Origin of the sequence: Variovorax sp. AB1(2024), assembly GCF_037482385.2 — a bacterium.
Classification (GTDB): Bacteria; Pseudomonadota; Gammaproteobacteria; order Burkholderiales; family Burkholderiaceae_C; genus Variovorax.
Genome location: NZ_JBBHKP020000001.1, coordinates 114,429 through 140,308, shown reverse-complemented (window position 1 = coordinate 140,308; position 25,880 = coordinate 114,429). Strand labels below are relative to the sequence as shown.

Sequence of the window (25,880 nt, the reverse complement as noted above, 5' to 3'; positions counted from 1 at the left end):
CGTCGGCTATGCGCGGCGCGCGGCCAGCACGGCGCGCGCCGCCTCGGCAAACCCCGTGCCGCGCTCTCCCTGCGTCACGTAGCGCGGCAGGTGCGCCAGCTGCGGCACGAAGCGCGCCACATTCGCCACCCCGATGCTGTGCGCGAAGGTGCGGAACATCAGCTGGTCGTTGGTGGAGTCGCCCACGTAGGCCCAGCGGTCCATCTCGTCGTCGAGCGTGCGGCCCCACAGCTCGCGCACGATCCAGCGCGCGCCTTCGAGCTTGTCGTTGTCGCCGTACCAGCCGTTGATGTGGATGCTGCTCACGGTGGCGTGCATGCCTTCGCCGCGCATCAGCGCCACCACCCGCGCCACGGTGGCGTCGTCGAGCTGGACGAACTCGCTGTGGTCGATGGCGATGTCGGTCTCGCGGCCCGGTGAATCGGTGGCGCGCGCGGCGCCGGGTATCTCGCGCTCGATGCGTGCCAGCACGGCCTGCATCCGCGCGAAGTTGGCGGCGCGCGTGGCTGCATCCTGCTGGTAGCGCTTCTCGACTTCCCCGCCCGCGGCCGGCAGCAGCGCCACCGCGCCGTTCTCGGCCACGATGGCATCCACCGGCCAGGCATTGACGAAGGGCAGGCTCCAGCCCACCGGCCGGCCCGTGATGGCAACCACCGCGAGGCCCGCGGCCTTGAGGTCGGCCAGCGCCTCTAGGGCGTCCGGCGTGATCGCGCCATCGCTGGTCAGCGTGTCGTCGATGTCGGTGAACACGCCCGTCAGCGCGCCGCGCGCGGATGCCTCCCAACGTGTCAGAGGCATCAGGTGGTTCGGCGAAACGGGCAGTGAAGACGGCGCTGGCATGGCGTGCAGGAGGGGGCAGATGAGGATGAGAGGAGGCGTGATCGTAGCGGCGCTTTTCGTGTAGCATCCCGCCCCCGCCGCGCATCGAGCCCGGTGCGGCGCCCTTCATGCCCCACATCCTCGTCGACAACCTCCTCAAGACCTACCGCATCTCCGAGCGCGACCCCGGCGTGATGGGCGCGCTGCGCGGCCTCGTGCACCGCCGCCATCGCACGGTGGAGGCGCTGTCGGGCGTGTCGTTCTCGCTCGAGCGCGGCGAGCTGCTGGGCTTCATCGGACCCAACGGCGCGGGCAAGTCGACCACCATCAAGATCCTCGCGGGCATCCTGCGGGCCGACGGCGGGCGCGTGGAGATCAACGGGCGCGACCCCTTCGCCGACCGCGAGCGGCACGTGGGGCGCATCGGCGTGGTCTTCGGCCAGCGCACGCAACTGTGGTGGGACCTGCCGGTGGGCGACGGCTTCGACCTGCTGCGCGACATCTACCGGGTCGACCCCGTGCGCTACCGCCGCACGCGCGACGAGCTGGTCGCGCTGCTGCACCTGGAGCGCGTGCTCGACCAGCCGGTGCGGCAGCTGTCGCTGGGCCAGCGCATGCGCGCGGAAATCGCGGCGGCGCTGCTGCACGAGCCCGACATCCTGTTCCTCGACGAACCGACCATCGGGCTCGACGCGCCGTCGAAGCTGGCGGTGCGCGACTTCGTGCGCCGCGCCAACCGGGAGCGCGGCACCACCGTGCTGCTGACCACGCACGACATGCACGACATCGAGGCGCTGGCGCAGCGCGTGATCATCATCGGCCACGGCCGCGTGCTGGCCGACAGTCCGGTGGAAGCGCTGCGCGCGCAGGTGATGGCCGAGCGCCGGCTGGTGGTCGACTTTGCGCAGGACGCGGCGCTGCCCGCGCAGGTGGAAGGCGCCAGGGTGCATTCGCGCGACGGCCAGACGCTGGTGCTGGACTTCGACCCGGCGGTGACGACGGCGCCCGCGCTGATCGCCCGCATCGCGGCCGGCCATGCGGTGGAAGACATCCGCCTCGAAGGCCTGGCCATCGAGGCCGTCATCGCGCGCTTCTACGCGATGCACGGAGCGGCCGAAGCGTGACGACGGTCCTGCGCGAACTCGCGCGCCCCTACATCGCGGCCTTTGCCTCGCGCTTCCTGCAGATGCTGCAGTACCGCACGGCCGCGCTCGCGGGCTTCGGCACGCAGTGCTGGTGGGGCGGCATCAAGGTGATGGTGCTGGCCGCGTTCTACGGCGGCGCGTCGATGGCCGGCACGCCGATGTCGTTGACGCAGGCGATCACCTACAGCTGGCTCTCGCAGGGCCTGCTGGTGCTGGTGCCGTGGCTCGGCGACCCTGAGGTGGCCCAGGCCGTGCGCACCGGCGCGGTGGCCTATGACCGCCTGCGGCCTGTCGATGCCTACGCCCTGTGGTTCGCGCGCAGCGCGGGCTGGATCGCGGCGCGCGTGTTGCCGCGCGTGGCGATGATGGCGGCCTTCGCGGGCATCGCGCTGCCGCTGGCCGGGCTGGGCGATTGGGCCTGGCAGCCGCCGGCGAGCTTTTCGGCAGCTGTCGCATTTCTCGCGTCCGCGGTGCTGGCGTTGCTGCTGTCCACGTCGATGGTCATGCTGCTCAACATCGCGGCGACCGCGGCGCTCAACGAGCGTGGCATCAACGCGCTGGCGGGGCCGGTGGTCATCGTGTTCTCTGGAAACCTGCTGCCGCTGGTGCTGTTGCCCGACGCATGGCAGACGGCGCTGCTGCTGCAGCCGTTCGCGGGCGTGGTCGACATTCCCGCGCGGATCTACTTCGGGTTGATGAGCGGCTGGCAGGCCATGCTGGGGCTGGGCCTGCAGTCTTTCTGGATCGTGGTGCTGGTCGTGTTCGGCCGCATGGCGATGCAGCGGACGATGCGGCGGCTGGAGGTGCAGGGTGGTTGACGTGCTCTCTTTTTCGTCGATGCATTCGGGGCTCGATCACGCCGCCTGGGTACTCTGCTCCGCGAATGTCCCCCGGCCTGCGGCCTCCTCCTTTATTTCGCTGCGCAGAGCACCCAGCCGGCGTGATCGTTCAGAGCACTGGTTGATCGGCGAGCACGACGGCAGCGTCCACTGTGCGCAGGGCGCCGGGTGGCTCCCGCAGCGAAATGAAGGAGGAGCCCGAAGGGCGGGGGACATTCGCGGAGGGAGCTACCCGGTGGCCTGTGCACGCACCCACAGCACACGCAAAACAATTCGGAGCCACTGAACAAATGGGATCGCTCCGCCTACTCATGAGGCTCATCGCAGCCTCGCTCAGCGGCCAGGCACGCTATCCAGCCTCGGCGCTGATGCTGACCACGGGCCAGTTCCTGGGCACCGGCATCGAGGTCATCGCAGTGTGGGCCTTGTTCCATCGCTTCGGCGAAGTGCAGGGCTGGCAACTTGGCGAAGTGGCGCTGTTCTACGGGCTCGTGAACTGCATGTTTGCCGTGGCCGACGCGCTGGGGCGCGGCTTCGACACGCTCGGCACCGAGTTCCTGCGCACCGGCGCCTTCGACCGTCTGCTGCTGCGTCCGCGCCCCGTGGCATTGCAACTGATGGGGCACGACTTCCGCATCAGCCGCGCGGGCCGGCTGCTGCAAGGCATTCTGGTGCTCGTGTTCGCGACGGTGCAGGCCGGCATCGCGTGGACGCCGGGCGCCGTGGGCATCGCGCTCTTCGCGCTGGCCGGCGGCGCGGCGCTGTTCCTCGGCATCCTGGTGCTGCAGGGCACGCTGTCGTTCTGGACCGTCGAAAGCCTGGAGATCGCCAACGTGCTGACCTACGGCGGCGTACAGGCGGCGCAATATCCGCTGGCGCTGTATGCGCAGTGGTTCCGGCGCGTGCTGACCTTCATCGTGCCGCTCGCCTGCGTGGCGTACTACCCGGCGCTGGCGATCCTGGGCAAGCCCGATCCGCTCGGGGCGCCCGCGTGGATGGGCCTCGTGTCGCCGCTCGCGGGCTTCGTGTTCCTCGCGGCGGCTTTCGGGGTGTGGCGCTTCGGGTTGCGCCACTATGCTTCCACCGGGAGCTGATCCCGTCCGGGCTCTCAGCCCGCGCTCTGCAGCGCCAACCCCGCATGCTCGCGCAGCGGATGGAAGTGGATCTTCGGAAAGCGCTCCTGCGCCAGCCGCACGTCGTACGGCGAGGTGCACAAGAAAGCCAGTGTGTCCGCGGCGTCCTTCGCCATGCGCTGCGGATAGGCGTTGACGAACTCGCGCAGCTCGGCCGGGGTGTCGGCGGTGATCCAGCGCGCGCCGGTGTACTGGCAGCCTTCGAGCCGCACGTCGGCGTCGTACTCGGCCTTCAGGCGGTGCTGCACCACTTCGAACTGCAGCTGGCCGACGGCGCCCAGCAGCATCGGGCCGCCGATCTCGGGGCGGAACACCTGGATCGCGCCCTCTTCGCCGAGCTGGGCCAGGCCCTGCTGGAGCTGCTTGGTGCGCAGCGGGTTCTTCAGGATCACGGTCATGAACAGCTCGGGCGCGAAGAAGGGCAGGCCGGTGAACTGCAGGCTCGCGCCGTCGGTGATGGTGTCGCCCAGCTGCACGCCGCCGTGGGTGGTGAAGCCCACGATGTCGCCCGCGTAGGCCTCTTCGACCGCCTCGCGCCGCTGGCTCATGAAGGTCACGACGCTGGTGGGGCGCAGTTCCTTGGCGGTGCGCTGCACCTTGAGCTTCATGCCGGGCGTGTACTTGCCAGAGGCCATGCGCACGAAGGCGATGCGGTCGCGGTGGTTGGCGTCCATGTTGGCCTGCACCTTGAAGACCACGCCCGCGAAGTCCTTGTCCTCGGGCTGGATCTCTTTCACCACCGGCTGGCGGTTGACCATGGTGGTGCTGGTGCGCGACTGCGGCGAAGGCGCCAGGTCGACCAGCGCGTCGAGCACTTCCATCACGCCGAAGTTGTTCACGCCGGAGCCGAAGAAAACAGGCGTCTGCTTGCCGGCCAGGAAGGCTTCGCGGTCCCAGGTGGGCGATGCGCCGGTGGCCAGCTCCATGCTTTCCATGGCGGTCTCGAAGTCGGCGCCGAAGCGCTTGGCGAGCGTGTCGCGCTCGCTCAGCGGAATGGTCTCGAAGTCCTGCGGCAGCCGCTCGCTGCCCGACTCGAACACCGTCATGGCCTGCGTGCGCAGGTTCATGATCCCGCGGAAAGTCTTGCCCTGGCCCACGGGCCAGGTCATGGGCACGCAGGGCATGCCGAGTTCGCGCTCCACCTCGTCCAGGATGTCCAGCGGCTCGCGCACTTCGCGGTCCATCTTGTTGACGAAGGTGATGATGGGCGTGTCGCGCTGGCGGCAGACCTCGATCAGCCGCCGCGTCTGCGCTTCCACGCCGTTGGCCGCGTCGATCACCATCAGCGCCGAGTCGACGGCGGTGAGCACGCGGTAGGTGTCTTCCGAGAAGTCCTTGTGGCCGGGCGTGTCGAGCAGGTTGATGACGTGGTCGCGGTACAGCATCTGCATGACCGACGAGGCCACCGAGATGCCGCGCTGCTTTTCGATTTCCATCCAGTCGGAGGTGGCGTGGCGCGAGGCCTTGCGCGCCTTCACCGAGCCGGCGATCTGGATCGCGCCCGAGAAAAGCAGCAGCTTCTCGGTCAGCGTGGTCTTGCCGGCGTCAGGGTGGGAAATGATCGCGAAGGTGCGACGGCGGCGGGTTTCGGCAACAAAAGACAAGGTGGGCAATCGGGCAGGGGAATGCCGCGATTTTAGAAGGCCGGGGATTTCCGCCCGCCGGCCGGCGCAAAGCGCCCGCGAACGCCGGTGCTTCCTTACTTGCGCTGCAGCATCTTCGTGACCTCGTCCACGTTGGACTGGATGCGCTGGCGCACCACGTCGAACGCGTCGGCCTGCGACTTGGCGGCAAGGTTGGCCAGCTCCTTGATGTCGTCGATGGCGCGCTGGAACGACTGGCGCCCGAGCTCGTCGAGCCTGGCGAGGTTTTCCTTCGCATCCTTGCCCGGCATTTCCTTGGCGGCGGTCTGCCATTCGGTGATGGCGTGCTTGATCATCTCGGTCTGCCGCTGCACCACGGTCTGCAGGCCCTGGTAGGACTTCTCGTTGGCCTGCATCAGGGCCGCCAGGTCCTTGCGGCCGCTTTCCAGCAGCTTGCCGGCGCCACCGGTCAGGTTGAGGTCCTGCAGCCGGTCGGCCATGCCCTTCAGCGGATTGAGCATGTCCGCGGCAGTCGGCGCCGCCTTCTTCGCGCTGGCGGTGCTGTCGCTGCTGCTGCTGGTGGTGGTCTTCTTGGCGGCGGCTTTCTTGGCTGTGGCCATGGTGCGGAATCTCCTGTGACGGTGAACGGATGGATGGCGAGGACCGGCCGGACGGCAAAAGTCCATCGCCACGATACGCCGCACCGGCATGCCGCCACGAAAAAAATGCCTGCGGGATTTCCCTTGGATGGATTACATCGGAGGCGCGAAGCCGTTGCGGCCTGCGGTCACGCGCAGCGCCGTGGGCGTGCCGTTCTTTTCCTGCGCGTTCACCATCACCTTGGCGCCGGGCACCAGCAGCGCGTCGGTGCCGGGGCGGAAAGTGACCACCGGCACGTCGGGCGGCACGATGACGGTCTTCTCGCCGCCCTTGTAGGTCAGCCGCATCTGCTGGCCGCCGCGCACCGACTTCGGCGCCGCGGCCAGGTCGGCGACGGTGGCGTTGGTCATGGTGCTCTCGGGCAGCAGGTCCCAGGGGCGGTGGCCTTCGCCGGTGCCGCGCGCGGCCTCGGGGAACACCACCACTTCGATCGCCTTCTGCGTACCGTCGGCCTGCGGCATGGCGGCCGTGCCGACGAAGCTGCCGCGCTTGATGTCGGACAGCTTGATGCGGTAGACCTCCGACACCGGCATGTCGGCCGGCCGAGCGAGCGAGACGACCTCGCCGCCGCGGTCCTGCACGACGAGGGTCTTCGCGTCGACGCGGACGATGGTGCCGCGGATGCGCACGGGGTCGGAAGTCTGGGCGGCTGCGCCGGTCGGCAGCGCGGCGAAGCCCAGGCTGAGGACCGTGGCGGCGAGCAGCGCCCGGCGGTTGTGGGACAGGAAGATCTGCATGGGTGCTTTCGGCGGAGTGGGAGTCGGGGCAATGTACGCCGCCGCGCCGGAATCTGCTGGCGGCCGACTTAGGACTGAATGAGCAAGGGCCGCATGCCGGCGTTGCGGCATGCGGCCCCGGGAGCGGGCGACGCGCCGGCGCGTCAGTCGACCAGGCCGATTTCAAGCGCGCCGGCGGTGGCCGGACTGCGTGCGCCGACCATCGCGAACAGCTTGCTGCTCTGGCTCGAGAAATGGAAGGTCGAGTTGGGGAAGCCCACCGCGCGCATGTTGATCGGGCCGACGATCCCCATGGAGCCCAGCGTGGCGTTCAGCGTGCCCGCCGTGCCGTCGGGAAGCACCCGGGTGCGCGCATAGCTCGAGGCATCGACGGCCGTGCTGCCCCAGCCGCCGTTGGCGGCGCCGCCGCGCGCGGTGACCGTGGGCCAGGCCGCGCGTTCGGGCAGGCCGATGCGGAACACCGACGTGGTGGGCGTCGCGGGCACGATGCCGGCCGAGAGATAGACGTTCTCGTTGCCCACCCGTGCGATCGCGAAGCTGCCGTGGTCAGACGGGTTCGCCACGTTCACGATGTTCCAGGTGTCGACGGTGGCGCCGGGCGACACCGTGTAGGTCAGCAGCGTTGCCGAGGGGCAGGTGTCGATGCGGTAGATCGCGGCGTTGTTGCACAGGTAGAGCGTGGTGCCGCCGTTGGCAACCTGGATCTGCGTGATCGACGAATCGCCCGTGGTGGCCGTCAGGTTGATGCCCAGCCGGTTGTAGACGCCGTCGAGCGCGGCCTGCGTCTTCACCAGGGCGCGCGATGCCACGAAGGGCCGCACGCCGTAGCTCGCCGGCGTGACCTGCGCGACCGCGAACGGGAACGATCCGACCACCGTGTCCGCGGCCAGCCGGAAGCGCGCCGTGTTCACCGGGCTCGTGATGCGGCTGCTGTCGAAGACGAAGCTGCCGGGCTCGGCCGTGTCCTCGGCGAAGCTGCCCGAGGCGAGGGTGCCGCTTTCGTCCGTCATCTCGTAGCGCTTGCTGTCGAGGTTCAGCGCCAGCGTCTGCCGCGTGCCGTTGGTGGCGTACACCTTGTAGCTGCCGTTGCGCGCATCGGGCGCTGCGCCGGTGTCGATCAGGTTGAGCTGCAGGTAGCCCTGCGTGTTCGGGTTGCGCGCGCCGACGAGCACCGAGAGCAGGCCGTTCTGCATGGCGAAGTACTTGCTCGTGCCGCTGCCGTTGACGAGCCGGATGCCTTCGGGCTGCTGCGCAAACGTGCCGCCCACAGGCAGGGTCAGGCTGCCGTAGGTGCCGTCCGCGCCGGTGGACGTGCGCACCGAGTTCGCGGTGTCGATCAGGTTGCTGCCCCAGCTGCCCGTGGTCGACGCGCCGACACCGCGGGTGGTGGGCCAACTCGACGACTCGGGCAGGCCGATGCGCATGAACTGCACGGCCGGCGCCAGGTTGACGCCACCCGCGAGATAGACGTTCTGGCCGCCGATTCGCGCCATGCGGAAGTTGGCGACGTCGCTGCTGTTGGCGACGTTGGTGCCGACCCAGGTGTCGTCGGCGCCGGCCGCCACCGAATAGGTGCGCTTCGAGGCCGCAGGGCAGAGATCGATCTTGTAGATGATCGCGTCGTTGCAGATCTCCAGCACCGTGCCGCTGCCAGAGAGGCGCATGGCCAGCAGTGTCGAGTCCTGCGCGCCGCCCGGGCTGCGCGTGACGCTGAAGCGGTTATAGGTGCCGTCCAGCAGCGCCGCGGTGCTGACGAATTCGCGTGCCGCCACGAAGGGCTGCGCGGCGTAGGCCGCGGGGCTCGAGTACGCCGCTTGGAACGGGAACGCGCCGACCACCACATCCGCCGCCACGCGAAAGCGCGCCGTGTTGGCCGCCGTGGTGATGCGGCTGCTCGCGAAGACGTAGGTGCCGGGCTCGGTGAAGTCTTCGGCGGAGGTGCCGGACTCGGCCGCGCCGAGGTTGTCCGTCATCGTGTAGCTGCCGGCGTCGAAGTCGAGCGCCAGTTGCTGCTGGGTGCCGTTGGATGCATAGACGCGGTAGGTGCCGCTGCGCGCGTCGGCGCCGGCCAGTGCGGCCTTGGCCGCCTTCGCCACTTGCGCGGACTCGGGCGCGGCCGAGGCCTGCGCCTGCGGCGCGCCGCCGTCCAGGCCCGCCAGCGGCAGCCCGCTGCCCGTGGCACCGCCACCGCTGCCTCCGCCCCCGCAGGCCGCCAGCAAGGCGGCCAGTCCACAACCCGCGAGATATCTCGTCATCCTCATGTTGAGCCCTCTTCTTTGTCTGATGGGCCCGGCAGCGAGCCGGCTGGCTCCTGAACCGAACCTGAGCAAATCGTAAAAACAGGGGGCTTTAACGTTGAGGCTGGCAAATGTCAGCCGAAGAGGGCAGAAGACGCTCGAAATGCGCGCAAATCCCCGAGGTTGGCGCGGCTGTTCGCCCCGTCTACAATGCCCCGTCCCGAGGAGCGTTGCAGCGCCGCCAGGCGTGAGGCTCGGATCCACATCGCAACCACGCTCACCCGCTGTTCTCGCGGTGAGTCCTTTTCCCCGAACGCAGTGGCATCTTTCAAACCAGTTTTGTTGGAGTTCTCATGAGCGCTGTTCTCAAGCCCACCCCCGTCTCGACCGCCGACCAGGCGATCGCCGACCTGTCCCTCGCTGCCTGGGGCCGCAAGGAAATCCGCATCGCGGAAACCGAAATGCCCGGCCTGATGGCCATCCGCGAGGAGTTCGCGAAGGGCCAGGCGCTCAAGGGCGCGCGCATCACCGGCTCGCTGCACATGACCATCCAGACGGCCGTGCTGATCGAGACGCTGCAAGCCCTGGGCGCCGAAGTGCGCTGGGCCTCGTGCAACATCTTCTCGACGCAGGACCACGCCGCCGCCGCCATCGCCGAAAAGGGCACGCCGGTGTTCGCCATCAAGGGCGAGTCGCTGAAGGACTACTGGGACTACACCCACGCCATCTTCGACTTCGGTCCCAAGGGCTCGAAGGGCGAAGGCCCGAACATGATCCTGGACGACGGCGGCGACGCCACGTTGCTGATGCACCTGGGCCAGCGCGCCGAAAAAGACCAGAGCGTGCTGGCCAACCCGACCAGTGAAGAAGAACGCATCCTGTACGCCGCCATCAAGGCCAAGCTGGCTGTCGATCCGACCTGGTACACCCGCAAGTCCGCCGAGATCATCGGCGTGACCGAGGAAACGACCACCGGCGTGCACCGCCTGAACGAAATGTCGGCCAAGGGCACGCTGCTGTTCCGCGCCATCAACGTGAACGACTCGGTCACCAAGAGCAAGTTCGACAACCTGTACGGCTGCCGCGAGTCCCTGGTGGACGGCATCAAGCGCGCGACCGACGTGATGATCGCCGGCAAGGTGGCTTGCGTGGCCGGCTACGGCGACGTGGGCAAGGGCTCGGCACAGGCGCTGCGCGCGCTGTCGGCGCAAGTGTGGGTCACCGAGATCGACCCGATCAACGCCCTGCAGGCCGCGATGGAAGGCTACAAGGTCGTGACGATGGAGTACGCCGCCGACAAGGCCGACATCTTCGTGACGACCACGGGCAACAAGGACGTGATCACGCACGACACCATGGTCAAGATGAAGGACCAGGCCATCGTCTGCAACATCGGCCACTTCGACAACGAGATCGACGTCGCTTCGATCGAGAAGTACGAGTGGGAAGAAATCAAGCCGCAGGTCGACCACATCACCTTCCCGGACGGCAAGAAGATCATCCTGCTGGCCAAGGGCCGCCTCGTGAACCTGGGTTGCGGCACGGGCCACCCGAGCTTCGTGATGTCGTCGTCGTTCGCGAACCAGACCATCGCCCAGATCGAGCTGTTCACCAAGCCCGACGCCTACGAGGCCGGCAAGGTCTACGTGCTGCCCAAGCACCTCGACGAGAAGGTCGCTCGCCTGCACCTGAAGAAGGTCGGCGCCATGCTCACCGAGCTGACCGACGCGCAGGCCGCCTACATCGGCGTGGACAAGAACGGTCCGTACAAGCCGGACACGTACCGCTACTGATCGACAGCGCATGCGCGCCGATCAATTGCTGGTGGAGCGCGGCCTGGCCGCGTCGCGTTCGCAGGCCGTGCGGCTCATCGCCGGCGGCATGCGCTGGCGCGACGCGGGCACGAGCGACGCGTGGCGCAACGTCGCCAAGAACAAGGACGAAGTGCCCGAGTCGGCCGAGCTCGAGCTGGTCGACGCGGCCGAGGCGCGCTATGTGTCGCGCGGCGGCCTCAAGCTCGAAGGCGCGCTGGCCGCGAGCGGCGTCGATCCGGCCGGCAAGCTGTGCCTCGACGTGGGCCAGTCGACCGGCGGCTTCACCGACTGCCTGCTGCAGCGCGGCGCCACCAGGGTGGTGGGCGTCGACGTCGGCCACGGGCAGCTGCACGCGAAGCTGCGCGAGGACGAGCGCGTGGTGCCCATCGAGGGCGTTAATGCGCGCGCGCTGTCGCCCGAGGACCTCGGCGAAGAGGGCGAGTCGCGCTTCGACCTGATCGTGGGCGACCTGTCGTTCATCTCGCTCACGCTGGTGCTGCCGGCGGTGGTCGAGTTCCTGGCGGACGACGGCCGCCTGCTGATGCTGGTCAAGCCGCAATTCGAACTGCAGCCGGGCCAGGTCGGCAAGGGCGGCATCGTGCGCGACGAGTCCATGTATGCGGTGGTCGAGAAGCGCCTGCGCGACGCCTGCGAGGCCCTCGGCCTGCGCGTGCTGCAGTGGTTCGACAGCCCGATCGCCGGCGGCGACGGCAACCGCGAGTTTTTCATTCACGCCGTGCGCGCTGTTCACGCGGACGGTTCCTAAGGAGACGCAGGTGCGCCTTCCGCTGAGTTTCGAATTCTTCCCGACCAAGACGCCCGAAGGCGCGGTCAAGCTGCGCGCCGTGCGCCAGCAGCTGTATGCGCGCAAGCCGCAGTTCTGCTCGGTCACCTACGGCGCTGGCGGCTCCACGCACCAGGGCACCTTCGGTGCGGTGCAGGAGATCCTGTCCGAGGGCGTGGACGCGGCGAGCCACTTCTCGTGCATCGGCGCCACGCGCGCCACGGTGCGCGAGCAGCTCGCCGAGCTCAAGGCCATGGGCGTCAAGCGCCTCGTGGCGCTGCGCGGCGACCTGCCGAGCGGCTACGGCATCGGCGGCGAGTTCCAGTACGCGAGCGACCTGGTCGCCTTCATCCGCGAGGAGACCGGCCGCGACTTCCACATCGAGGTGGCCTGCTACCCCGAGATCCATCCGCAGGCCCGCTCGCCCGAAGCCGACCTGCAGGCCTTTGCCGCCAAGGTGAAGGCGGGCGCCGATTCGGCGATCACGCAGTACTTCTTCAGCCCCGAGGCGTACTTCCGCTTCGTCGACGACGCGCGCAGGCTGGGGCTCGACACGCCCATCGTGCCGGGCATCATGCCGATCACCAGCTCGACGCAGCTCATGCGCTTCTCGGACGCCTGCGGCGCCGAGATCCCGCGCTGGATCCGCCTGCGCCTGCAGGGCTTCGGCGACGACACGGCGTCGATCAAGTCCTTCGGCCTCGACGTGGTCACGGACCTGTGCGCGCGCCTGGCCGAGGGCGGCGCGCCGGCGATGCATTTCTACACGATGAACCAGTCGGCCGCGACGCTGGCTCTGCTGGAGCGCCTGGATTGAGAGGGCGCGCGGTCGGGGTGACGGCAGCATCGCTGCGCAGCGTGCTGCACGCGGCCCTCGTGGCCGCGACCTGCGCACTCGTGGGCTGCGCCATGCCGCCCGCCACCGATGCCGAAGGCGATGGCAGCCTGAAACCCCTGCCGCGGGCGCTGGCGGTGCCGCCGGGCGTCGCGGCGCGGTCGAGCGTGCCCTCGGTGCGCTATGACCTGGCCGTGTCCGGCACGGGCGAACTGACGCCGGACGACGGCGTGCCCGGCGACGACGGCCCGCGCGAGATCTTCGAGCGCGGCGGCGCTTCCTGGTACGGCATCCAGTTCCACCAGCGCAAGACCGCCAGCGGCGAACGCTTCGACATGACCGCCATGACCGCGGCCCACAAGACATTGCCCTTCAACACGCGCGTGTGCGTGCGCAGCCTCGTCAACGGCAGCGAGGTGCTGGTGCGCATCAACGACCGCGGCCCCTATTCGATGGGCCGCGTGATCGACCTGAGCCGCGCCGCGGCCGACCGCATCGGCCTGACCGGCCTGGGCATCAAGCAGGTGGCGCTGACCGTGGTGGACCACGACGGCATGCGCTGCGGCGGCTTGCCGGTGGAGCCGGGCGACGCGCAGGCGCCGGTGGCGTCGGCCGAGCCGCAGCAGCGTGCCAAGGTGCAGGTTCCGGCGCGGCGCAAGGTGATCGTGCCGCAGCGCCGCCGCAAGTAGCGGGAAAGGGCTAGCCGCCCGATTCGAGCGAGAAGGTGGCGTTGCGGTCCTGCCCCAGGCGTTCCGCCAGCTGTGGCAGCGCTTCGGCGAGCAGCGGCTTCAGCGTGTAGGGCGGATTGATCAGGAACATGCCGCTGGCCGGCAGGCCCGGGCGCTGCGTTTCGCCCGATGCGGCGTCCTTCGTGATCTTGCTCGACTTGACCGTCAGCGTGGCATGCAGCCACGACTTGCCGGCCTTGGTCGCCATTGTCTTCAGGCGACGCGGCAGGTCGTGCGCCTCGGGACGCGGAATGATCGGATACCAGATCGCGTAGGTGCCGGTGGCAAAGCGCTTGAGCGCCTCGGCCGCGAAGTCGAGCACGCGGCCGTAGTCGGTCTTCATCTCATAGCTCGGGTCCATCAGCACCAGCGCGCGGCGCGAGGGCGGCGGCAGGAACTTGGTGGCGCTGCCGAAGCCGTCTTCCAGCAGCACGGCGATCTGCCGGCCGGCTTCGAGCTGAGCGATGTTGGCGCTCAGCGTGCGCGAGTCGGTCGGGTGCAACTCGAACAGCTTGAGCTTGTCGTGGTCGCGCAGCAGGTGCTGGATGATGAACGGCGAACCCGGGTAGACGCGCGCGCCGCCCTTGGGGTTGAAGTCGCTGATCACGCCGAGATAGCGGGCGATGGCGTCGGCCAGCGGGTCTTCGGCGTCGGGTGCCGCCTTCTTCGCGGCCGACTTCGCCGCGGGTGCGGGTGCTGCTGCTGCTGCGGGCGCGGCGGGCTCTTTCTTGCCCGAAAGAAGGCGAAGGATGCCTTCGGCGGCTTCGCCGCTGGTGCCGGCGTAGTCGCCGTCGAGGCGGTACAGGCCGGCGCCGGCGTGGGTGTCGACGACCGTGAGGGCCGCGTCTTTTTCGAGCAGGTGGTCGAGCGTGGCAATCAGCACCGTGTGCTTGAGCACGTCGGCGTGGTTGCCGGCATGGAAGGCGTGGCGGTAACTGAACATGAGGAATGGGCCTGAAAAAAGTGGATGGACGACGCTAGACTCTCGCGCCGAAACATCGATTTACAAAAAGAGGGCGTCGCAGATGCGAGGAGCTGGATGGCGATTTTGGGGCCTGTGCGCCTGCACGGGTGTTCTGTCTATTCTGACGGGCTGCGCGTCGGTGACGCACGGCACCACGCAGAACGTGAAGATCGAGACCATGACGTCGACGGGCAAGGTGGTCGACGGCGCGAAATGCCTGGTCACCAACGACCGCAACGACTCGGTGATGCGCTCCGGCGACACGGTGCCGATCAGGCGCTCTAGCGCCAATCTCAACATCGAATGCAGCCAGCCCGGCTTCGCACCGGCCAACGGACAGGCCGTGTCGCGCGCCAACGTGGGCATGGCGGGGAACATCCTGATCGGCGGATTGATCGGCGCGGCGGTCGATGCCGGCACGGCGGCGGGCTACAACTATCCGAGCTGGATCCAGCTGATTTTCGGCGAAGTGCGAAGCATCGACCGCAGCGCCCAGACGGGCGAGGGGCCGACGGCAGGTGTCCGCATCGGCACGACCGAGATGGCCGCGGCACCGCCGGCGGCGCCCAAGGCCGTGGCGGTGAAGCCGCCCGAGGAGGCGCGTCCGGCGCCCGTGGTGCCGGTGCCTGAGCCGCCGCCTGCGGTCAAGGTGGTGGCGCCGGCCGCTCCGGTGGCCCCGCCTGCGCCGCAGCCCAAGGCCGAAACACGGGTTTCGATGGACGACCTGAGCGGCTTGCTGCCGAACAAGCCATGAGCGGCCCGGTGAAGGCCGTGCCGCTGCGCACGGCATCCGCGTTCCTGGGCCTGGCCCTCGCGGCGGGCGCGGCCGCCGCGCTGGAGCCGGAAGTGCTGTTCAGCAAGGTGTCGGGCAGCGTCTGGGCGGTTCGCACCTTCGACGCGCAGGAGCGGCCCCTGCGCGCCGGCAGCGCGGTGGTGATCGCGCCCGGGCGCCTCGTCACCAACTGCCACGTGCTGGCCAAGGCGAGCAGCTTCGTCATCAAGCAGGACAACGTCACCTACGGGGCGACGCTGGAGTTTCCAGACCCGGCGCGCGACCTGTGCCAGATCAAGGTGGCCAATTTCACGGCGCCCCCGGTCGCGCTGGCGCCCGCGGGCAGCGCGCGCGTCGGACAGCGGGTGTATGCCATCGGCAACCCGCGCGGGCTGGAGAACACGCTCAGCGAGGGCATCCTGTCGGGTCTGCGCGGCGGCACCGGTGGTGGTGGCGCCGGGGAGCCGGAGGCGCGGCTGCTGCAGACCACGGCGGCCATCTCTCCCGGATCGAGCGGCGGAGGCCTGTTCGACAGCGAAGGGCGCCTGCTCGGCATCACCACCTTTGCCGCGCGCGACGGCGGCAGCCTGAATTTCGCGATGCCGGTCGAGTTCCTGGCGGAATTGCCTGTGCGTGCGAAGGCGATGCTGGAGGCCCGGGCCAGCGAGCCCGCGGGCAGCGCCCGCCGGGGGGCCGGCAGCAGCGTCGCCCTGAACGAACCGCTGCGCGCCGGCGATGCGCTCGAATACGTGCGCACCGACAAGCTCACAGGCACCCGCGCGACGGTGATCTACCGGGTGGACCGGATCAACGGGGACGAAATTGTCTTCAACGGTGGCGGCAAGGTCGAGAAGACCGACGGGCAAGTGGTGTCGGTCACGTCGCCGGCCGGCGGGCTGTTCGACTCGTCCTCGCCGCCAGGCGGGTGGGCGCGCAACAATCTGCTGCCCGGCATGCGCTGGCAGGCGAACTACGCGTCCGCCGGCGAAAACCAGCGCTATGAGCTCGTCGCCACGGTGGGCGGAGAGCGCTCGGTACGCGTGGACGGGGTCGAGCTCCAAGTGCTCAGCATCGGGTACGAAGGCTGGATCTATGCCTCCAGCATGAGCGCACCGCTCGCCAGCGGCAGCGTCCGCTTCTCCGGGGCCGCCCTCTACAGCCCCGAGTTGCGCCGCGTCGTCCGCTTCGAAGCCGCGTACCAGCGAGGCATCGTTTCCGGCGGAAACGAGGTTCTGGAGCTGGTCCGCATCCAGCGCTGAAACCGGCCCGAACCCCGGAAATTGGCCATTTCGCCGTTTCTTCATATAATCGCGGGCTTCGCAGCGTTTTTGTAGCCCCGCGGCGAAGACTTCAAACCCACCTAAGAGATTCCCACCAGAGGAACGCCGACCGTGGAAAAGGGCTCGCCAAACCCTCTTTTCAAGAGAAAAACTCATGACCAAAACGTTCAGCGCCAAGCCCGCTGACGTGACGCACGAGTGGTTTGTGATTGACGCGACCGACAAGGTCCTCGGACGAGTAGCCAGCGAAGTTGCTCTCCGTTTGCGCGGCAAACACAAGGCCATTTACACGCCTCACGTCGATACCGGTGACTTCATCGTCATCATCAACGCCGCGCAACTGCGCGTCACCGGCGCCAAGTCGATCGACAAGGTGTACTACCGTCACTCGGGCTACCCGGGCGGTATCACGGCGACGAACTTCCGCGACATGCAGAACAAGCACCCGGGCCGCGCCCTGGAAAAGGCTGTCAAGGGCATGCTGCCCAAGGGCCCGCTCGGTTACGCAATGATCAAGAAACTCAAGGTGTACGGTGGCGCTGAGCACCCGCATACCGCCCAACAGCCCAAAGTGCTGGAACTGTAAGGAGCCTTGAGAATGATTGGTGAATGGAACAATGGCACCGGCCGTCGCAAATCCAGCGTCGCCCGCGTGTTTCTGAAAAAGGGCACAGGCAAGATCACGGTCAACGGCAAGGACATCCAAGCGTTCTTCGGCCGCGAAACCTCGATCATGATCGCGAAGCAGCCCCTCGTGCTGACCAACAACCTCGAAGCTTTCGACGTGATGGTCAACGTGAACGGCGGCGGCGAATCGGGTCAAGCTGGCGCCACGCGCCACGGCATCACCCGTGCGCTGATCGACTACGACGCAAGCCTGAAGCCCGTCCTGAGCCAAGCCGGCTTCGTGACGCGCGATGCACGTGAAGTCGAGCGTAAGAAGGTCGGTCTGCACTCCGCCCGTCGTCGCAAGCAGTTCAGCAAGCGCTGATCCTGTTCGCTTCGAACAAAAAGCCGCCTCCGGGCGGCTTTTTCGTTGCGACGTCTTTGCGCATTGCCGTCCGACCCCACTTGCATAGGGGTGCACGCCACAGTCCGCCTGCCGAAAATGCGGCATTGCAGTAGCATTCGTTCCATTGGCCGCCTGTTCGGCCCACCAGGAGTTATTACCCCATGAGCGCCGTAGCCGAAAACATCCAGACCCAGATGCCCGAGCCGATCGTCTTCACCGACAGTGCGGCAGCCAAGGTGGCCGACCTGATCGCCGAAGAAGGCAACCCCGACCTGAAACTGCGCGTGTTCGTGCAAGGCGGCGGCTGCTCCGGCTTTCAGTACGGCTTCACCTTCGACGAGATCACCAACGAAGACGACACCACCATGACCAAGAACGGTGTGTCGCTGCTGATCGACGCCATGAGCTACCAGTACCTGGTCGGCGCCGAGATCGACTACAAGGAAGACCTGCAAGGCGCCCAGTTCGTGATCAAGAACCCCAACGCCACCAGCACATGCGGCTGCGGATCGAGCTTCTCGGCCTGATGCCCGGATGCCGCTGACCAAGCCCTCTCCAGAAAGCCGCCTCCGGGCGGCTTTTTCGTTCCTGCTCCTTTCCCCTTGCCCATGACTTCAGAGGCCGAAACCGCCGTCCAACCCGTTCGCAAGAGCCTGCTGTGGCTCGTCGCCGTCGGCTTCTTCATGCAGACGCTCGATGCCACCATCATCAACACGGCGCTGCCGGCAATGGCGGCCAGCCTCGGCGAGAGCCCGCTGCGCATGCAGTCGGTGGTGGTGGCCTATGCGCTGACCATGGCGATGCTGATTCCGGCCTCGGGCTGGATCGCCGACCGCTTCGGCACGCGCCGCATCTTCTTCTCGGCCATCGTGCTGTTCGCGCTCGGCTCGGTGCTTTGCGCGCTGTCGCACAGCCTTGGGCAGCTGGTGGCCGCGCGCGTGGTGCAGGGGCTCGGCGGGGCGCTGCTGCTGCCCGTGGGGCGGCTGTCGCTGCTGCGCACGGTGCCGCGCGGGGAGTTCCTCCAGGCGATGAGTTTCGTGGCCATCCCGGGGCTCATAGGGCCCTTGCTGGGCCCCACGCTGGGCGGGTGGCTGGTGCAGTACGCCTCCTGGCACTGGATTTTCCTGATCAACGTGCCCGTGGGGCTGGCCGGCTGCATCGCCACGCTCAAGTACATGCCCGACCTGCGCGGCGTGGTGCAGAAGCGCTTCGACAGCGTCGGCTATGCGCTGCTGGCCTTCGGCATGGTGGCGATCTCGCTTTCGCTCGACGGCGTGGGCCTGCGCCAGGGCGGCGTGATGGTCGTGCTGATCTTCGGCTTTGCCAGCATCGCCGCTTACTGGCTGCGCGCCTCGCGCACGCCCGAACCGCTGTTCGCGCCCTCGCTCTTCCAGGTGCCGACGCTCAGCATCGGGCTGATCGGCAACCTGTTCTCGCGGCTCGGCAGCAGCTGCATGCCTTTCCTGGTGCCGCTGCTGCTGCAGGTGTCGATGGGCTATTCGCCGGTGCGCGCCGGTCTGATGATGCTGCCGATCGCGCTGGCCGGCATGGCCATGAAGCGCTTCGCCACGCCGCTGATCACGCGCTACGGCTACCGCCGGGTGCTGGTGGTCAACACGGCCCTCGTGGGCTGCACCATGGCCAGCTTCGGCCTCACGGCGCCGGGCCAGCCGATGGTGCTGCACGTGCTGCAGCTGCTGGCTTTCGGCGCGGTCAATTCGCTGCAGTTCACCGCCATGAACACCATCACGCTGAAGGACCTGGACGGCAGCATGGCCAGCAGCGGCAACAGCCTGCTGTCGATGGTGCAGATGCTGGCCATGAGCATGGGCGTGGCCGCCGCCGGCGCGGTGCTGGCGGGCTACAACGGCATCTTCGGCACCGAGACGGCCGCCCACACGCTCGATGCCTTCCAGGCGACCTTCGCGACCATGGGGCTGATCACCGTGGCGTCCGCTCTCATCTTCTGGCACCTGCCGTCGGAGGTGCGCGCGGCGCACCCCGCGCAGCCGGAAGTGTCCGGCCAGGGCTGACGGACGGCCGCTGTCAGGCGGGGTAGATGGCGCCCAGCACGCGCGCCCCGCGCGCGCCGGTCACGCTGGCAAGGTTGCCGGGCTCGCGCCGCACGGTGGCGCGGGCCAGCCAGGCAAAGGCCGCGGCCTCGACCTGCTGTGGCGGCAGGCCGTGGTCGGTCGATGCCTCCACGCTGACGCCGGGCAGCAGCGCGCGCAGGCGGGCGAGCAGGTGGCCGTTCAGCGCGCCGCCGCCGCAGACGATCAGCAGCCTGGCGTCTTTTCCGTGGCGGCGCAGGTCGGCCGCGCAGGCGCTCGCGGTCAGCTCGGCCAGCGTCGCCTGCACGTCGGCGGGCGGCAGGGCCGTGGTGCCGAGTTGCGCGGCCAGCCAGTCCGGATTGAACAGGTCGCGCCCCGTGCTCTTGGGCGGCGCCTTGCCGAAGTAGGGGTCGGCCAGCAGCTGCGCGAGCAGCCCGGGCAGCACCTGGCCGCTGGCCGCCCACTGTCCGTCGCGGTCGAAGGGCTGGCCCTGGTGGGCCTGGCACCAATGGTCCATCAGCGCGTTGCCGGGGCCGCAGTCGAAGCCGAGCACGATCGCGCCTTCGGGCGCGTCGGCGGGCGGCAGCAGGCTCAGGTTCGAGATGCCGCCGATGTTGAGCACCGCGACCGGCTCGCCGGCGCGGGCGAACAGCGCGCGGTGGAAGGCCGGCACCAGGGGCGCGCCCTGGCCGCCGGCAGCCAGGTCGCGGCTGCGGAAGTCGCCGACCACGTCGATGCCGGTCAGCTCGGCCAGCAGCGAGGGGTTGTTGATCTGGAGCGTGTAGCCGACGTCGTCGAACTCCAGTGGCCGGTGGCGGACCGTCTGCCCGTGCGCGCCGATGGCGGTGACGGCGCCGGCATCGGTGCCGCTGTCCGCCAGCAGTTGCCGGACCACGCCGGCATAGGCCCTCGCGAGCCCGTTGCCGGCCAGCGCCGCGCGGTGCAGTTCGTTGTCGCCGGGGGTGTTGAGCGCGAGCAGCTCGGCGCGCAGTGCCACGGGAAAGCCGGCCGTGGCGTAGGACCGCACCGCGATGCGGCCGCCTGAAAGCTCGGCGAGCACGCCGTCGACGCCGTCGAGCGAGGTGCCCGACATCAGGCCGATGAAAAGTTCGGCGGCCATCCTGGCGTCAGGTGAAGAAAGAAGGGCCGCCGCGCGTGCTCAGTCCGCGCTGGCCTGGATGACGGAGAAGGCTGCCGCCAGCTCGGTGCGGGCACCGACGGCGATGCGCTCGAAGGCCGGGCGCATCGCCGCGGTGATCGGCGCGCCGCCTTCCTGCGCGATGGAGGTCGGGTTCTGGTAGACCCCGCCCACGCGGAATTCGAAGTGCAGGTGCGGGCCGGTGGCCCAGCCGGTCATGCCCACGGCGCCGATCGTCTGGCCCTGGCTCACGCTCTGGCCGGACTTGACGTCGATGCGGCTCAGGTGGGCGTACGCCGTCTGCTGGTTGTTGCGGTGATTGATGATGACGATGTTGCCGTAGCCGTTCTGCGTGCCCGCGAAATCGACCGTGCCGTCGCCGACCGTGCGCACCGAAGTGCCCGTGGGTGCGGCGTAGTCGATGCCGTTGTGCTGGCGCCAGCTGTTCAGGATCGGGTGCATGCGCATCGCGAAACCGCTGGATACGCGCGAGAACTCGACCGGCGTCGCCAGGTAGGCCTTGCGCAGGCTGTCGCCGTTCGGGCGGTAGTAGCTGCCCTTCTGGCCCGCGCCCGGGGGCTGGAACCAGACGGCCTGGTGGATCTTGCCGTTGTTCTCGAACTCGGCCGAGAGCACGCGGCCGCTGCGCAGCGCCTGGCCGTCGGCTTCCAGGGTCTCGTAGACCACGGCGAAGCGGTCGCCCTTGCGCAGGTTGCGCACGTCGACGTCGCCCGCGAAGATGTCGGCCAGCTGGCTCGCCACCGCGTCGGGAATGCGCGAGTCGTCGGTGGCGGCGAACAGCGAGGTGCGGATGGTGCCGCTCGCCAGGCGCGTGCCTGCCGTGAGGGTGTCGCGCTCGGTCACGCCGGCAAAGCCGGTCGGCGTGCGTTCGATCACGTAGCGCTTGAAGCCGCCGTCGCCGTCCGGAATCCAGCGGGCGCTGAGCTTCTTGAGCTGGTTTTCCTGCGTGGCCTCGGCCGTCACGGTGCGGCCGGCGCGCGAGAACAGCGCGTTGCGGGCCTCGACGCTGCCGCGCACGAAGGCGGTGGCGGCGGGGTCGGAAATGCCCAGGCGCTTCAGCAGCGCCTCGGCCGTGTCGCTCGAGCGGGTGACGTCGGTGCGGAACAGCGTGAAGCTGAAGCTCTCCAGCGCTTCGCTCTGGTCGGCCACTGAAACAGGTGCCGTGGCTTCCAGGATCTGGCGCACGGGGAGGTCGGATGCATCCGGGCCGAGCGATGCCACCGCGAGGGTGCCGGCGCTCAGCAGGGCAGCCGCGATGACTGCGGTGATCTGCTTGGGGTACGTCCGGAATGTGTAGGCCACGCGGGAAGCAAGGAGCTCCTCGGCGGCAAGAATGCCGTTGATCAAACTTGAATTCCAGCTCAGGTTCTGCAAATCCGTGCTGCAAGGCCCAGTACGTTCAGGGCGGCAGGAGACGGTGCGGAAAAAAGCGCCGCTTAGAATCCGGCGCTTGAAAAGTCGGGCTGAGTATAGCTTCGGCACCCCAAAAGTCAGCCAAAAAAGCCCGTAAAGGCCGAATCTGTTACATCCATGAGCCTCTCAAATAGTGTAGGACGCGCGCTCGAAATATCCCTCCGGGGCGCTGACGAGCTGCTGCCGCAGGACGAATGGGTGCGCAAGCTGCAGCGCTCCGAAGCCACCGGGACGCCCCTGCGCATCAAGCTGGGCCTGGACCCGACCGCGCCGGACATCCACATCGGCCACACCGTGGTGCTCAACAAGATGCGCCAGCTGCAGGACCTGGGCCACCGGGTGATCTTCCTGATCGGCGACTTCACCAGCACCATCGGCGACCCCTCCGGCCGTAACAACACCCGCCCGCCGCTCACCCGCGAGCAGATCGAGGCCAACGCCCAGACTTATTACAAGCAGGCCAGCCTGGTGCTGAACCCCGAGAAGACCGAGATCCGCTACAACTCCGAGTGGAGCGACCCCCTGGGCGCGCGCGGCATGATCCAGCTGGCCGCCAAGTACACGGTCGCCCGCATGATGGAGCGCGACGACTTCAACAAGCGCTTCAAGGCCGGCCAGTCGATTTCGGTGCACGAGTTCCTCTACCCGCTGATGCAGGGCTACGACTCGGTCGCGCTCAAGAGCGACCTCGAACTGGGCGGCACCGACCAGAAGTTCAACCTGCTCGTCGGCCGTCACCTCCAGCAGGAATACGGCCAGGAACCGCAGTGCATACTGACCATGCCGCTGCTGGAAGGCCTCGACGGCGTCGAGAAGATGTCGAAGAGCAAGAACAACTACATCGGCATCAGCGAGGACGCCAACACCATGTTCGCCAAGGTGCTGTCGATTTCCGACGACCTGATGTGGCGCTGGTACACGCTGCTGAGCTTCCAGTCGCTTGAGCAGATCGCGGCGCTGAAGGCCGAGATCGAAGGCGGCCGCAACCCGAAGGACGCCAAGGTCGCGCTGGCCAAGGAAATCACCGCGCGCTTCCACAGCGCGGCAGCGGCCGAGGCGGCCGAGCAGGATTTCATCAACCGCAGCAAGGGCGGCGTGCCCGACGAGATTCCCGAAGTGGCGCTGAGCGGCGCCCCGCTGGGCATCGCCCAGGTGCTCAAGCAGGCCAACCTGGCACCGTCGACTTCGGAGGGCAACCGCCTGATCGACGGCGGCGGCGTGCGGATCGACTCCGCCGTGGTCAGCGACAAGGCGCTGAAGCTGCCCGCGGGCAGCTACGTGGTGCAGGTCGGCAAGCGCAAGTTCGCGCGCGTGACGCTGAGCTGACCGGGACGGCGCTAGCGGACTTCGATGGTGACGCGCCGGTTGCGCGGCTCGTCCACGTCGTCCGCGGTCGGTACCGCCAGTTCGCGCTCGCCGCGCCCGACAGCCTCGATGCGGCGCGACGGGAACTGGCGCTCCACCAGCAGCTGGACCACTTCCTGCGCACGCCGGCGCGACAGCTCGTCGTTCTGCTCGATCGAGCCCTTGGTGTCGGTGTGGCCGGTGACGACGATGTCGCTGCCGCTGCGCGCCTGCGCTTCGGCCAGCGCCTCGGACAAGGTCAGCTGGGAAGACGGCGTGAGCGTGGTGCCGCCGAGCTCGAAATACACCGTGTAGCGCTTCGGCGGCGGCGGGCGCATGTCGAACAGCTGCCTGTTCTCCGCCTGCACTTTGGCCGCGTCGGCCTGGTCGACGACCGGGGCGCCGCTGGCACCGACGGCGGCGGTGGCGCGCTGGTAGGGCTTGGACAGGACTTCTTCCCCGTCCTTGGCGCGAACCACCACGGCGGAAGGCGTGCCGTCGGCCTGCGGCAGCAGCACCACGCGCGTGCCGGGTGTCGAGCATGCGACGAGCGACAGCGCGAGGACGGTGAGGAGTGCGAAACGGGTCTTCATGGGCGCCCGTCCGCTTGAACGATGAAATCGGTGCCACGGATGCCGATGGTGGCTGTCTGGGTTTCGACCCGCACCGCGTCGGGGTTGGTCTTGCCGATCAGGCCGGTGATCATGCGCATCGAGCCGCGCAGCAGCGACAGCAGCATGCCGCCTTCGTGCGTGGTGCCGTCGAAATGGAATTCCTTCAGGTCGAGGCGCGACGCGGGGCCGACCACCAGCGTCGTGTCGTCGCGCATCACCACGGAGGCCGAGGAGTCGGGCCCGGTGACGATGCGGTCCACGGAGCCCAGCGCATCGCCGGGACTGGCGTTGCGGACGGCGCCGCCCGCATCGAGCAGCTGCACGCTGCCGCGCACGGACTTCACGAAGCCTGCCTTCGGTTCGGCGGCGGGCGTCTGGGCGAGCGCGGCCGAGCCCACAATGGCGAGGCCGCACAAGGCGATCACGGTTTTTTTCATCATCCTGACTTTTCTGCGCGAGATGTTTCGCAACGGTCACAAATATTAAGGCGAAGGCGTTACATATGGACACGAGGCCGAAAATTCAGCCGGATCTTGCGGCCTATTACCGCTTTTTGCGTGGCCATTCGTCCAAATCCACACCCGATCCCGCATGACGCTGACCCCCAAGACCCTGCTTCGCCTCTCCGTCGCGGTCGCCCTGATCACCATCGTGCTCAAGGGAACGGCCGGCTACATCACCAATTCGATGGGCCTGATCTCGGATGCGATGGAGTCCTTCGTCAACCTCGCGAGCGCCATGTTCGCGCTGGCCATGGTGACCATCGCCGAGCGTCCGGCCGACGACGAGCACCCCTACGGCCACCACAAGGCCGAGTACTTCTCGTCGGGCTTCGAGGGCATCCTGATCGTCGGCGCGGCCATCGCGATCCTCTGGGTGTCGGTGCAGCGCCTGCTTTCGCCGCAGCCTCTGGAGCAGGTCGGCTGGGGCCTGGCGCTGTCGGTCGTGAGCTCGGGCCTCAACGCCGGGCTGGCCGTGATGCTGTTCCGGGCCGCCCGCGAACGCCGCTCCATCGCCCTGGAGGCCGACGGCCGCCACCTGATGACCGACGTCTGGACCTCGGCCGCGGTGGTGATCGGCATCGTCGGCGTGCAGCTCAGCGGCTGGCTCTGGCTCGATCCGGTGCTGGCCATCGGCGTGGCGCTCAACATCGTGCGCGAGGGCGCGAAGCTGGTGTGGCGTTCGTCCCAGGGGCTCATGGACCGCGCGCTCGACCCCGAGACGCTCGCCACCGTGCGCGCCACCCTCGACGCTTTCGCCGCCCGCATGCCCGAAGGCACCCGGCTGCGCTTCGACGACATGGTGACGCGCAGCGCCGGCCAGCGCCGCTTTGCCGACCTCCACATGCACGTGCCCGGCGACTGGACGCTGCAGCACGCCGCCAGCATGCGCGACCAGCTCGAGCAGTCCCTGATGGACGCCGTGCCGGGCCTGCGCGTCACCATCCAGCTCCTGCCCCTGACCATGGAAGCCCGCGCCACCCAGGCCGGCGAACATCACCCCCCATGAAAGCCGTTCTCCAGCGCGTCGCCCATGCACGCGTCGACATTTCGGGCCGCACCGTCGGCGCCATCGATTCCGGCCTGCTCGTTCTGCTGTGCGCCGAGCGCGGCGACGTCGATGCGCTGGCCGACCGCATGCTCGCCAAGATCCTCAAGCTGCGCATCTTTGCCGACGAGGCCGGCAAGATGAACCGCAGCGTGCAGGACATCGGCGGCGGCCTGCTGGTGGTGAGCCAGTTCACGCTCGCGGCCGACGCGAGCGGCGGCAACCGTCCCAGCTTCACACAGGCGGCGCCGCCCGACGAAGGGCGCCGGCTCTACGAATATTTCGTGGCGCAGGCCCGTGCCGCGCACCCGGTGGTGGCCACCGGCGAATTCGGCGCCGACATGCAGGTGCACCTGCTGAACGACGGGCCGGTGACGATCCCGCTGCAGATGACGGCGTAGCCGACGCC

At 68.4% G+C, this 25,880-nt stretch carries 26 protein-coding genes and 1 riboswitch; of the genes, 16 read left to right on the top strand and 10 right to left on the bottom strand.

Features of this window, described 5'->3' with window-relative positions:
• Positions 1 to 6: 6 nt before the first annotated feature.
• Positions 7 to 840 carry an HAD-IIB family hydrolase gene (locus WIX39_RS00680; RefSeq protein ID WP_409194320.1) on the bottom strand — a complete coding sequence of 278 codons (834 nt, stop codon included), beginning with the start codon at positions 838 to 840 and terminating at the stop codon, positions 7 to 9.
• A 107-nt stretch (positions 841 to 947) separates the two neighbouring features.
• Here WIX39_RS00680 and WIX39_RS00675 point away from each other — a divergent pair, with 107 nt between their 5' ends.
• The 3 genes from WIX39_RS00675 to WIX39_RS00665 all read left to right on the top strand — a co-directional run bounded on the left by WIX39_RS00675 (position 948) and on the right by WIX39_RS00665 (position 3,897).
• Positions 948 to 1,943 (top strand): ABC transporter ATP-binding protein, encoded by a 996-nt coding sequence (locus WIX39_RS00675; protein WP_409194319.1) that lies wholly within the window; start codon positions 948 to 950, stop codon positions 1,941 to 1,943.
• A gap of 62 nt (positions 1,944 to 2,005) precedes the next feature.
• Complete coding sequence (locus WIX39_RS00670) at positions 2,006 to 2,782, top strand: ABC transporter permease (protein WP_409196303.1); 777 nt, start codon at positions 2,006 to 2,008, stop codon at positions 2,780 to 2,782.
• A 311-nt stretch (positions 2,783 to 3,093) separates the two neighbouring features.
• Complete coding sequence (locus tag WIX39_RS00665) at positions 3,094 to 3,897, top strand: ABC transporter permease (RefSeq protein ID WP_106936740.1); 804 nt, start codon at positions 3,094 to 3,096, stop codon at positions 3,895 to 3,897.
• 14 nt (positions 3,898 to 3,911) lie between these two features.
• Here WIX39_RS00665 and WIX39_RS00660 read toward each other — a convergent pair whose 3' ends face one another.
• The 4 genes from WIX39_RS00660 to WIX39_RS00645 all read right to left on the bottom strand — a co-directional run bounded on the left by WIX39_RS00660 (position 3,912) and on the right by WIX39_RS00645 (position 9,177).
• Positions 3,912 to 5,540 (bottom strand): peptide chain release factor 3, encoded by a 1,629-nt coding sequence (locus WIX39_RS00660; RefSeq protein WP_081269679.1) that lies wholly within the window; start codon positions 5,538 to 5,540, stop codon positions 3,912 to 3,914.
• Between the two features lie 95 nt (positions 5,541 to 5,635).
• Entirely contained in the window at positions 5,636 to 6,139 is a 504-nt protein-coding gene (gene phaP / locus WIX39_RS00655) for a TIGR01841 family phasin (protein WP_205367616.1), read from the bottom strand.
• 132 nt (positions 6,140 to 6,271) lie between these two features.
• Positions 6,272 to 6,916, bottom strand: a complete 645-nt coding sequence (locus tag WIX39_RS00650; RefSeq protein WP_081269681.1) for a hypothetical protein — start codon at positions 6,914 to 6,916, stop codon at positions 6,272 to 6,274.
• Between the two features lie 143 nt (positions 6,917 to 7,059).
• Positions 7,060 to 9,177 carry a hypothetical protein gene (locus WIX39_RS00645; RefSeq protein WP_159053687.1) on the bottom strand — a complete coding sequence of 706 codons (2,118 nt, stop codon included), beginning with the start codon at positions 9,175 to 9,177 and terminating at the stop codon, positions 7,060 to 7,062.
• Positions 9,178 to 9,369: 192 nt separating this feature from the next.
• Positions 9,370 to 9,439, top strand: a riboswitch (S-adenosyl-L-homocysteine riboswitch).
• A 67-nt stretch (positions 9,440 to 9,506) separates the two neighbouring features.
• Between WIX39_RS00645 and ahcY the strand changes: the two genes are divergently transcribed.
• The 4 genes from ahcY (at position 9,507) to WIX39_RS00625 (ending at position 13,275) form a co-directional block, all read left to right on the top strand.
• The gene (gene ahcY / locus WIX39_RS00640) at positions 9,507 to 10,946 is read left to right on the top strand and encodes an adenosylhomocysteinase (protein WP_106936743.1); all 1,440 of its coding nucleotides are present in this window, start codon (positions 9,507 to 9,509) and stop codon (positions 10,944 to 10,946) included.
• A gap of 10 nt (positions 10,947 to 10,956) precedes the next feature.
• Complete coding sequence (locus WIX39_RS00635; protein WP_106936744.1) at positions 10,957 to 11,733, top strand: TlyA family RNA methyltransferase; 777 nt, start codon at positions 10,957 to 10,959, stop codon at positions 11,731 to 11,733.
• Between the two features lie 10 nt (positions 11,734 to 11,743).
• Positions 11,744 to 12,568, top strand: a complete 825-nt coding sequence (gene metF, locus WIX39_RS00630) for a methylenetetrahydrofolate reductase [NAD(P)H] (protein WP_081269685.1) — start codon at positions 11,744 to 11,746, stop codon at positions 12,566 to 12,568.
• 92 nt (positions 12,569 to 12,660) lie between these two features.
• On the top strand, positions 12,661 to 13,275 hold the full coding sequence (locus WIX39_RS00625) for a septal ring lytic transglycosylase RlpA family protein (RefSeq protein ID WP_081269708.1): 615 nt from the start codon (positions 12,661 to 12,663) through the stop codon (positions 13,273 to 13,275).
• A gap of 10 nt (positions 13,276 to 13,285) precedes the next feature.
• Here the strand turns inward: WIX39_RS00625 and WIX39_RS00620 are convergent, their stop codons facing one another.
• Positions 13,286 to 14,257 carry a 23S rRNA (adenine(2030)-N(6))-methyltransferase RlmJ gene (locus WIX39_RS00620; RefSeq protein ID WP_106936746.1) on the bottom strand — a complete coding sequence of 324 codons (972 nt, stop codon included), beginning with the start codon at positions 14,255 to 14,257 and terminating at the stop codon, positions 13,286 to 13,288.
• 160 nt (positions 14,258 to 14,417) lie between these two features.
• Between WIX39_RS00620 and WIX39_RS00615 the strand changes: the two genes are divergently transcribed.
• From WIX39_RS00615 to mdtD, 6 genes are all read left to right on the top strand, one after another.
• Positions 14,418 to 15,032: a hypothetical protein gene (locus WIX39_RS00615; protein WP_159053688.1), complete on the top strand. Its 615-nt coding sequence runs from the start codon at positions 14,418 to 14,420 to the stop codon at positions 15,030 to 15,032.
• Complete coding sequence (locus WIX39_RS00610; RefSeq protein ID WP_106936749.1) at positions 15,029 to 16,309, top strand: S1C family serine protease; 1,281 nt, start codon at positions 15,029 to 15,031, stop codon at positions 16,307 to 16,309. Before WIX39_RS00615 ends, WIX39_RS00610 begins: the two co-directional genes overlap by 4 nt.
• A gap of 175 nt (positions 16,310 to 16,484) precedes the next feature.
• Positions 16,485 to 16,916: a 50S ribosomal protein L13 gene (rplM, locus tag WIX39_RS00605; protein ID WP_007827946.1), complete on the top strand. Its 432-nt coding sequence runs from the start codon at positions 16,485 to 16,487 to the stop codon at positions 16,914 to 16,916.
• 12 nt (positions 16,917 to 16,928) lie between these two features.
• On the top strand, positions 16,929 to 17,321 hold the full coding sequence (rpsI, locus tag WIX39_RS00600) for a 30S ribosomal protein S9 (protein ID WP_081269689.1): 393 nt from the start codon (positions 16,929 to 16,931) through the stop codon (positions 17,319 to 17,321).
• Positions 17,322 to 17,503: 182 nt separating this feature from the next.
• Positions 17,504 to 17,869 (top strand): iron-sulfur cluster insertion protein ErpA, encoded by a 366-nt coding sequence (erpA, locus tag WIX39_RS00595; protein ID WP_007827949.1) that lies wholly within the window; start codon positions 17,504 to 17,506, stop codon positions 17,867 to 17,869.
• An 81-nt stretch (positions 17,870 to 17,950) separates the two neighbouring features.
• Positions 17,951 to 19,375 (top strand): multidrug transporter subunit MdtD, encoded by a 1,425-nt coding sequence (gene mdtD / locus WIX39_RS00590; protein WP_106936750.1) that lies wholly within the window; start codon positions 17,951 to 17,953, stop codon positions 19,373 to 19,375.
• 13 nt (positions 19,376 to 19,388) lie between these two features.
• Here mdtD and WIX39_RS00585 read toward each other — a convergent pair whose 3' ends face one another.
• Together WIX39_RS00585 and WIX39_RS00580 are read right to left on the bottom strand one after the other, a co-directional pair.
• Positions 19,389 to 20,513 (bottom strand): anhydro-N-acetylmuramic acid kinase, encoded by a 1,125-nt coding sequence (locus WIX39_RS00585; RefSeq protein WP_106936751.1) that lies wholly within the window; start codon positions 20,511 to 20,513, stop codon positions 19,389 to 19,391.
• 39 nt (positions 20,514 to 20,552) lie between these two features.
• Positions 20,553 to 21,899 (bottom strand): M23 family metallopeptidase, encoded by a 1,347-nt coding sequence (locus WIX39_RS00580; RefSeq protein WP_106936752.1) that lies wholly within the window; start codon positions 21,897 to 21,899, stop codon positions 20,553 to 20,555.
• Between the two features lie 183 nt (positions 21,900 to 22,082).
• Between WIX39_RS00580 and tyrS the strand changes: the two genes are divergently transcribed.
• Positions 22,083 to 23,291, top strand: a complete 1,209-nt coding sequence (tyrS, locus tag WIX39_RS00575) for a tyrosine--tRNA ligase (RefSeq protein ID WP_106936753.1) — start codon at positions 22,083 to 22,085, stop codon at positions 23,289 to 23,291.
• A gap of 11 nt (positions 23,292 to 23,302) precedes the next feature.
• Here the strand turns inward: tyrS and WIX39_RS00570 are convergent, their stop codons facing one another.
• Both WIX39_RS00570 and WIX39_RS00565 read right to left on the bottom strand, forming a co-directional pair.
• Positions 23,303 to 23,902 (bottom strand): OmpA family protein, encoded by a 600-nt coding sequence (locus WIX39_RS00570; RefSeq protein ID WP_106936754.1) that lies wholly within the window; start codon positions 23,900 to 23,902, stop codon positions 23,303 to 23,305.
• Positions 23,899 to 24,363 carry a FecR family protein gene (locus tag WIX39_RS00565; protein ID WP_106936755.1) on the bottom strand — a complete coding sequence of 155 codons (465 nt, stop codon included), beginning with the start codon at positions 24,361 to 24,363 and terminating at the stop codon, positions 23,899 to 23,901. The genes WIX39_RS00570 and WIX39_RS00565 overlap by 4 nt, the downstream gene beginning before the upstream one ends.
• A gap of 151 nt (positions 24,364 to 24,514) precedes the next feature.
• Here WIX39_RS00565 and WIX39_RS00560 point away from each other — a divergent pair, with 151 nt between their 5' ends.
• Positions 24,515 to 25,432, top strand: coding sequence for a cation diffusion facilitator family transporter (locus WIX39_RS00560; protein ID WP_106936756.1), 918 nt, complete (start codon positions 24,515 to 24,517; stop codon positions 25,430 to 25,432).
• Complete coding sequence (gene dtd, locus WIX39_RS00555; RefSeq protein WP_106936757.1) at positions 25,429 to 25,872, top strand: D-aminoacyl-tRNA deacylase; 444 nt, start codon at positions 25,429 to 25,431, stop codon at positions 25,870 to 25,872. The genes WIX39_RS00560 and dtd overlap by 4 nt, the downstream gene beginning before the upstream one ends.
• Positions 25,873 to 25,880 lie beyond the last annotated feature (8 nt).

Bases quoted from the DNA above. Each gene is read 5' to 3' on its own strand.
- WIX39_RS00680 (WP_409194320.1), bottom strand. From the start codon at position 840: ATGCCAGCGCCGTCTTCACTGCCCGTTTCGCCGAACCACCTGATGCCT.
- WIX39_RS00675 (WP_409194319.1), top strand. From the start codon at position 948: ATGCCCCACATCCTCGTCGACAACCTCCTCAAGACCTACCGCATCTCC.
- WIX39_RS00670 (WP_409196303.1), top strand. From the start codon at position 2,006: ATGCTGCAGTACCGCACGGCCGCGCTCGCGGGCTTCGGCACGCAGTGC.
- WIX39_RS00665 (WP_106936740.1), top strand. From the start codon at position 3,094: ATGGGATCGCTCCGCCTACTCATGAGGCTCATCGCAGCCTCGCTCAGC.
- phaP (WP_205367616.1), bottom strand. From the start codon at position 6,139: ATGGCCACAGCCAAGAAAGCCGCCGCCAAGAAGACCACCACCAGCAGC.
- WIX39_RS00650 (WP_081269681.1), bottom strand. From the start codon at position 6,916: ATGCAGATCTTCCTGTCCCACAACCGCCGGGCGCTGCTCGCCGCCACG.
- WIX39_RS00645 (WP_159053687.1), bottom strand. From the start codon at position 9,177: ATGAGGATGACGAGATATCTCGCGGGTTGTGGACTGGCCGCCTTGCTG.
- ahcY (WP_106936743.1), top strand. From the start codon at position 9,507: ATGAGCGCTGTTCTCAAGCCCACCCCCGTCTCGACCGCCGACCAGGCG.
- WIX39_RS00635 (WP_106936744.1), top strand. From the start codon at position 10,957: ATGCGCGCCGATCAATTGCTGGTGGAGCGCGGCCTGGCCGCGTCGCGT.
- WIX39_RS00625 (WP_081269708.1), top strand. From the start codon at position 12,661: ATGCCGCCCGCCACCGATGCCGAAGGCGATGGCAGCCTGAAACCCCTG.
- WIX39_RS00620 (WP_106936746.1), bottom strand. From the start codon at position 14,257: ATGTTCAGTTACCGCCACGCCTTCCATGCCGGCAACCACGCCGACGTG.
- WIX39_RS00610 (WP_106936749.1), top strand. From the start codon at position 15,029: ATGAGCGGCCCGGTGAAGGCCGTGCCGCTGCGCACGGCATCCGCGTTC.
- rplM (WP_007827946.1), top strand. From the start codon at position 16,485: ATGACCAAAACGTTCAGCGCCAAGCCCGCTGACGTGACGCACGAGTGG.
- rpsI (WP_081269689.1), top strand. From the start codon at position 16,929: ATGATTGGTGAATGGAACAATGGCACCGGCCGTCGCAAATCCAGCGTC.
- erpA (WP_007827949.1), top strand. From the start codon at position 17,504: ATGAGCGCCGTAGCCGAAAACATCCAGACCCAGATGCCCGAGCCGATC.
- mdtD (WP_106936750.1), top strand. From the start codon at position 17,951: ATGACTTCAGAGGCCGAAACCGCCGTCCAACCCGTTCGCAAGAGCCTG.
- WIX39_RS00585 (WP_106936751.1), bottom strand. From the start codon at position 20,513: ATGGCCGCCGAACTTTTCATCGGCCTGATGTCGGGCACCTCGCTCGAC.
- tyrS (WP_106936753.1), top strand. From the start codon at position 22,083: ATGAGCCTCTCAAATAGTGTAGGACGCGCGCTCGAAATATCCCTCCGG.
- WIX39_RS00570 (WP_106936754.1), bottom strand. From the start codon at position 23,902: ATGAAGACCCGTTTCGCACTCCTCACCGTCCTCGCGCTGTCGCTCGTC.
- WIX39_RS00565 (WP_106936755.1), bottom strand. From the start codon at position 24,363: ATGATGAAAAAAACCGTGATCGCCTTGTGCGGCCTCGCCATTGTGGGC.
- WIX39_RS00560 (WP_106936756.1), top strand. From the start codon at position 24,515: ATGACGCTGACCCCCAAGACCCTGCTTCGCCTCTCCGTCGCGGTCGCC.
- dtd (WP_106936757.1), top strand. From the start codon at position 25,429: ATGAAAGCCGTTCTCCAGCGCGTCGCCCATGCACGCGTCGACATTTCG.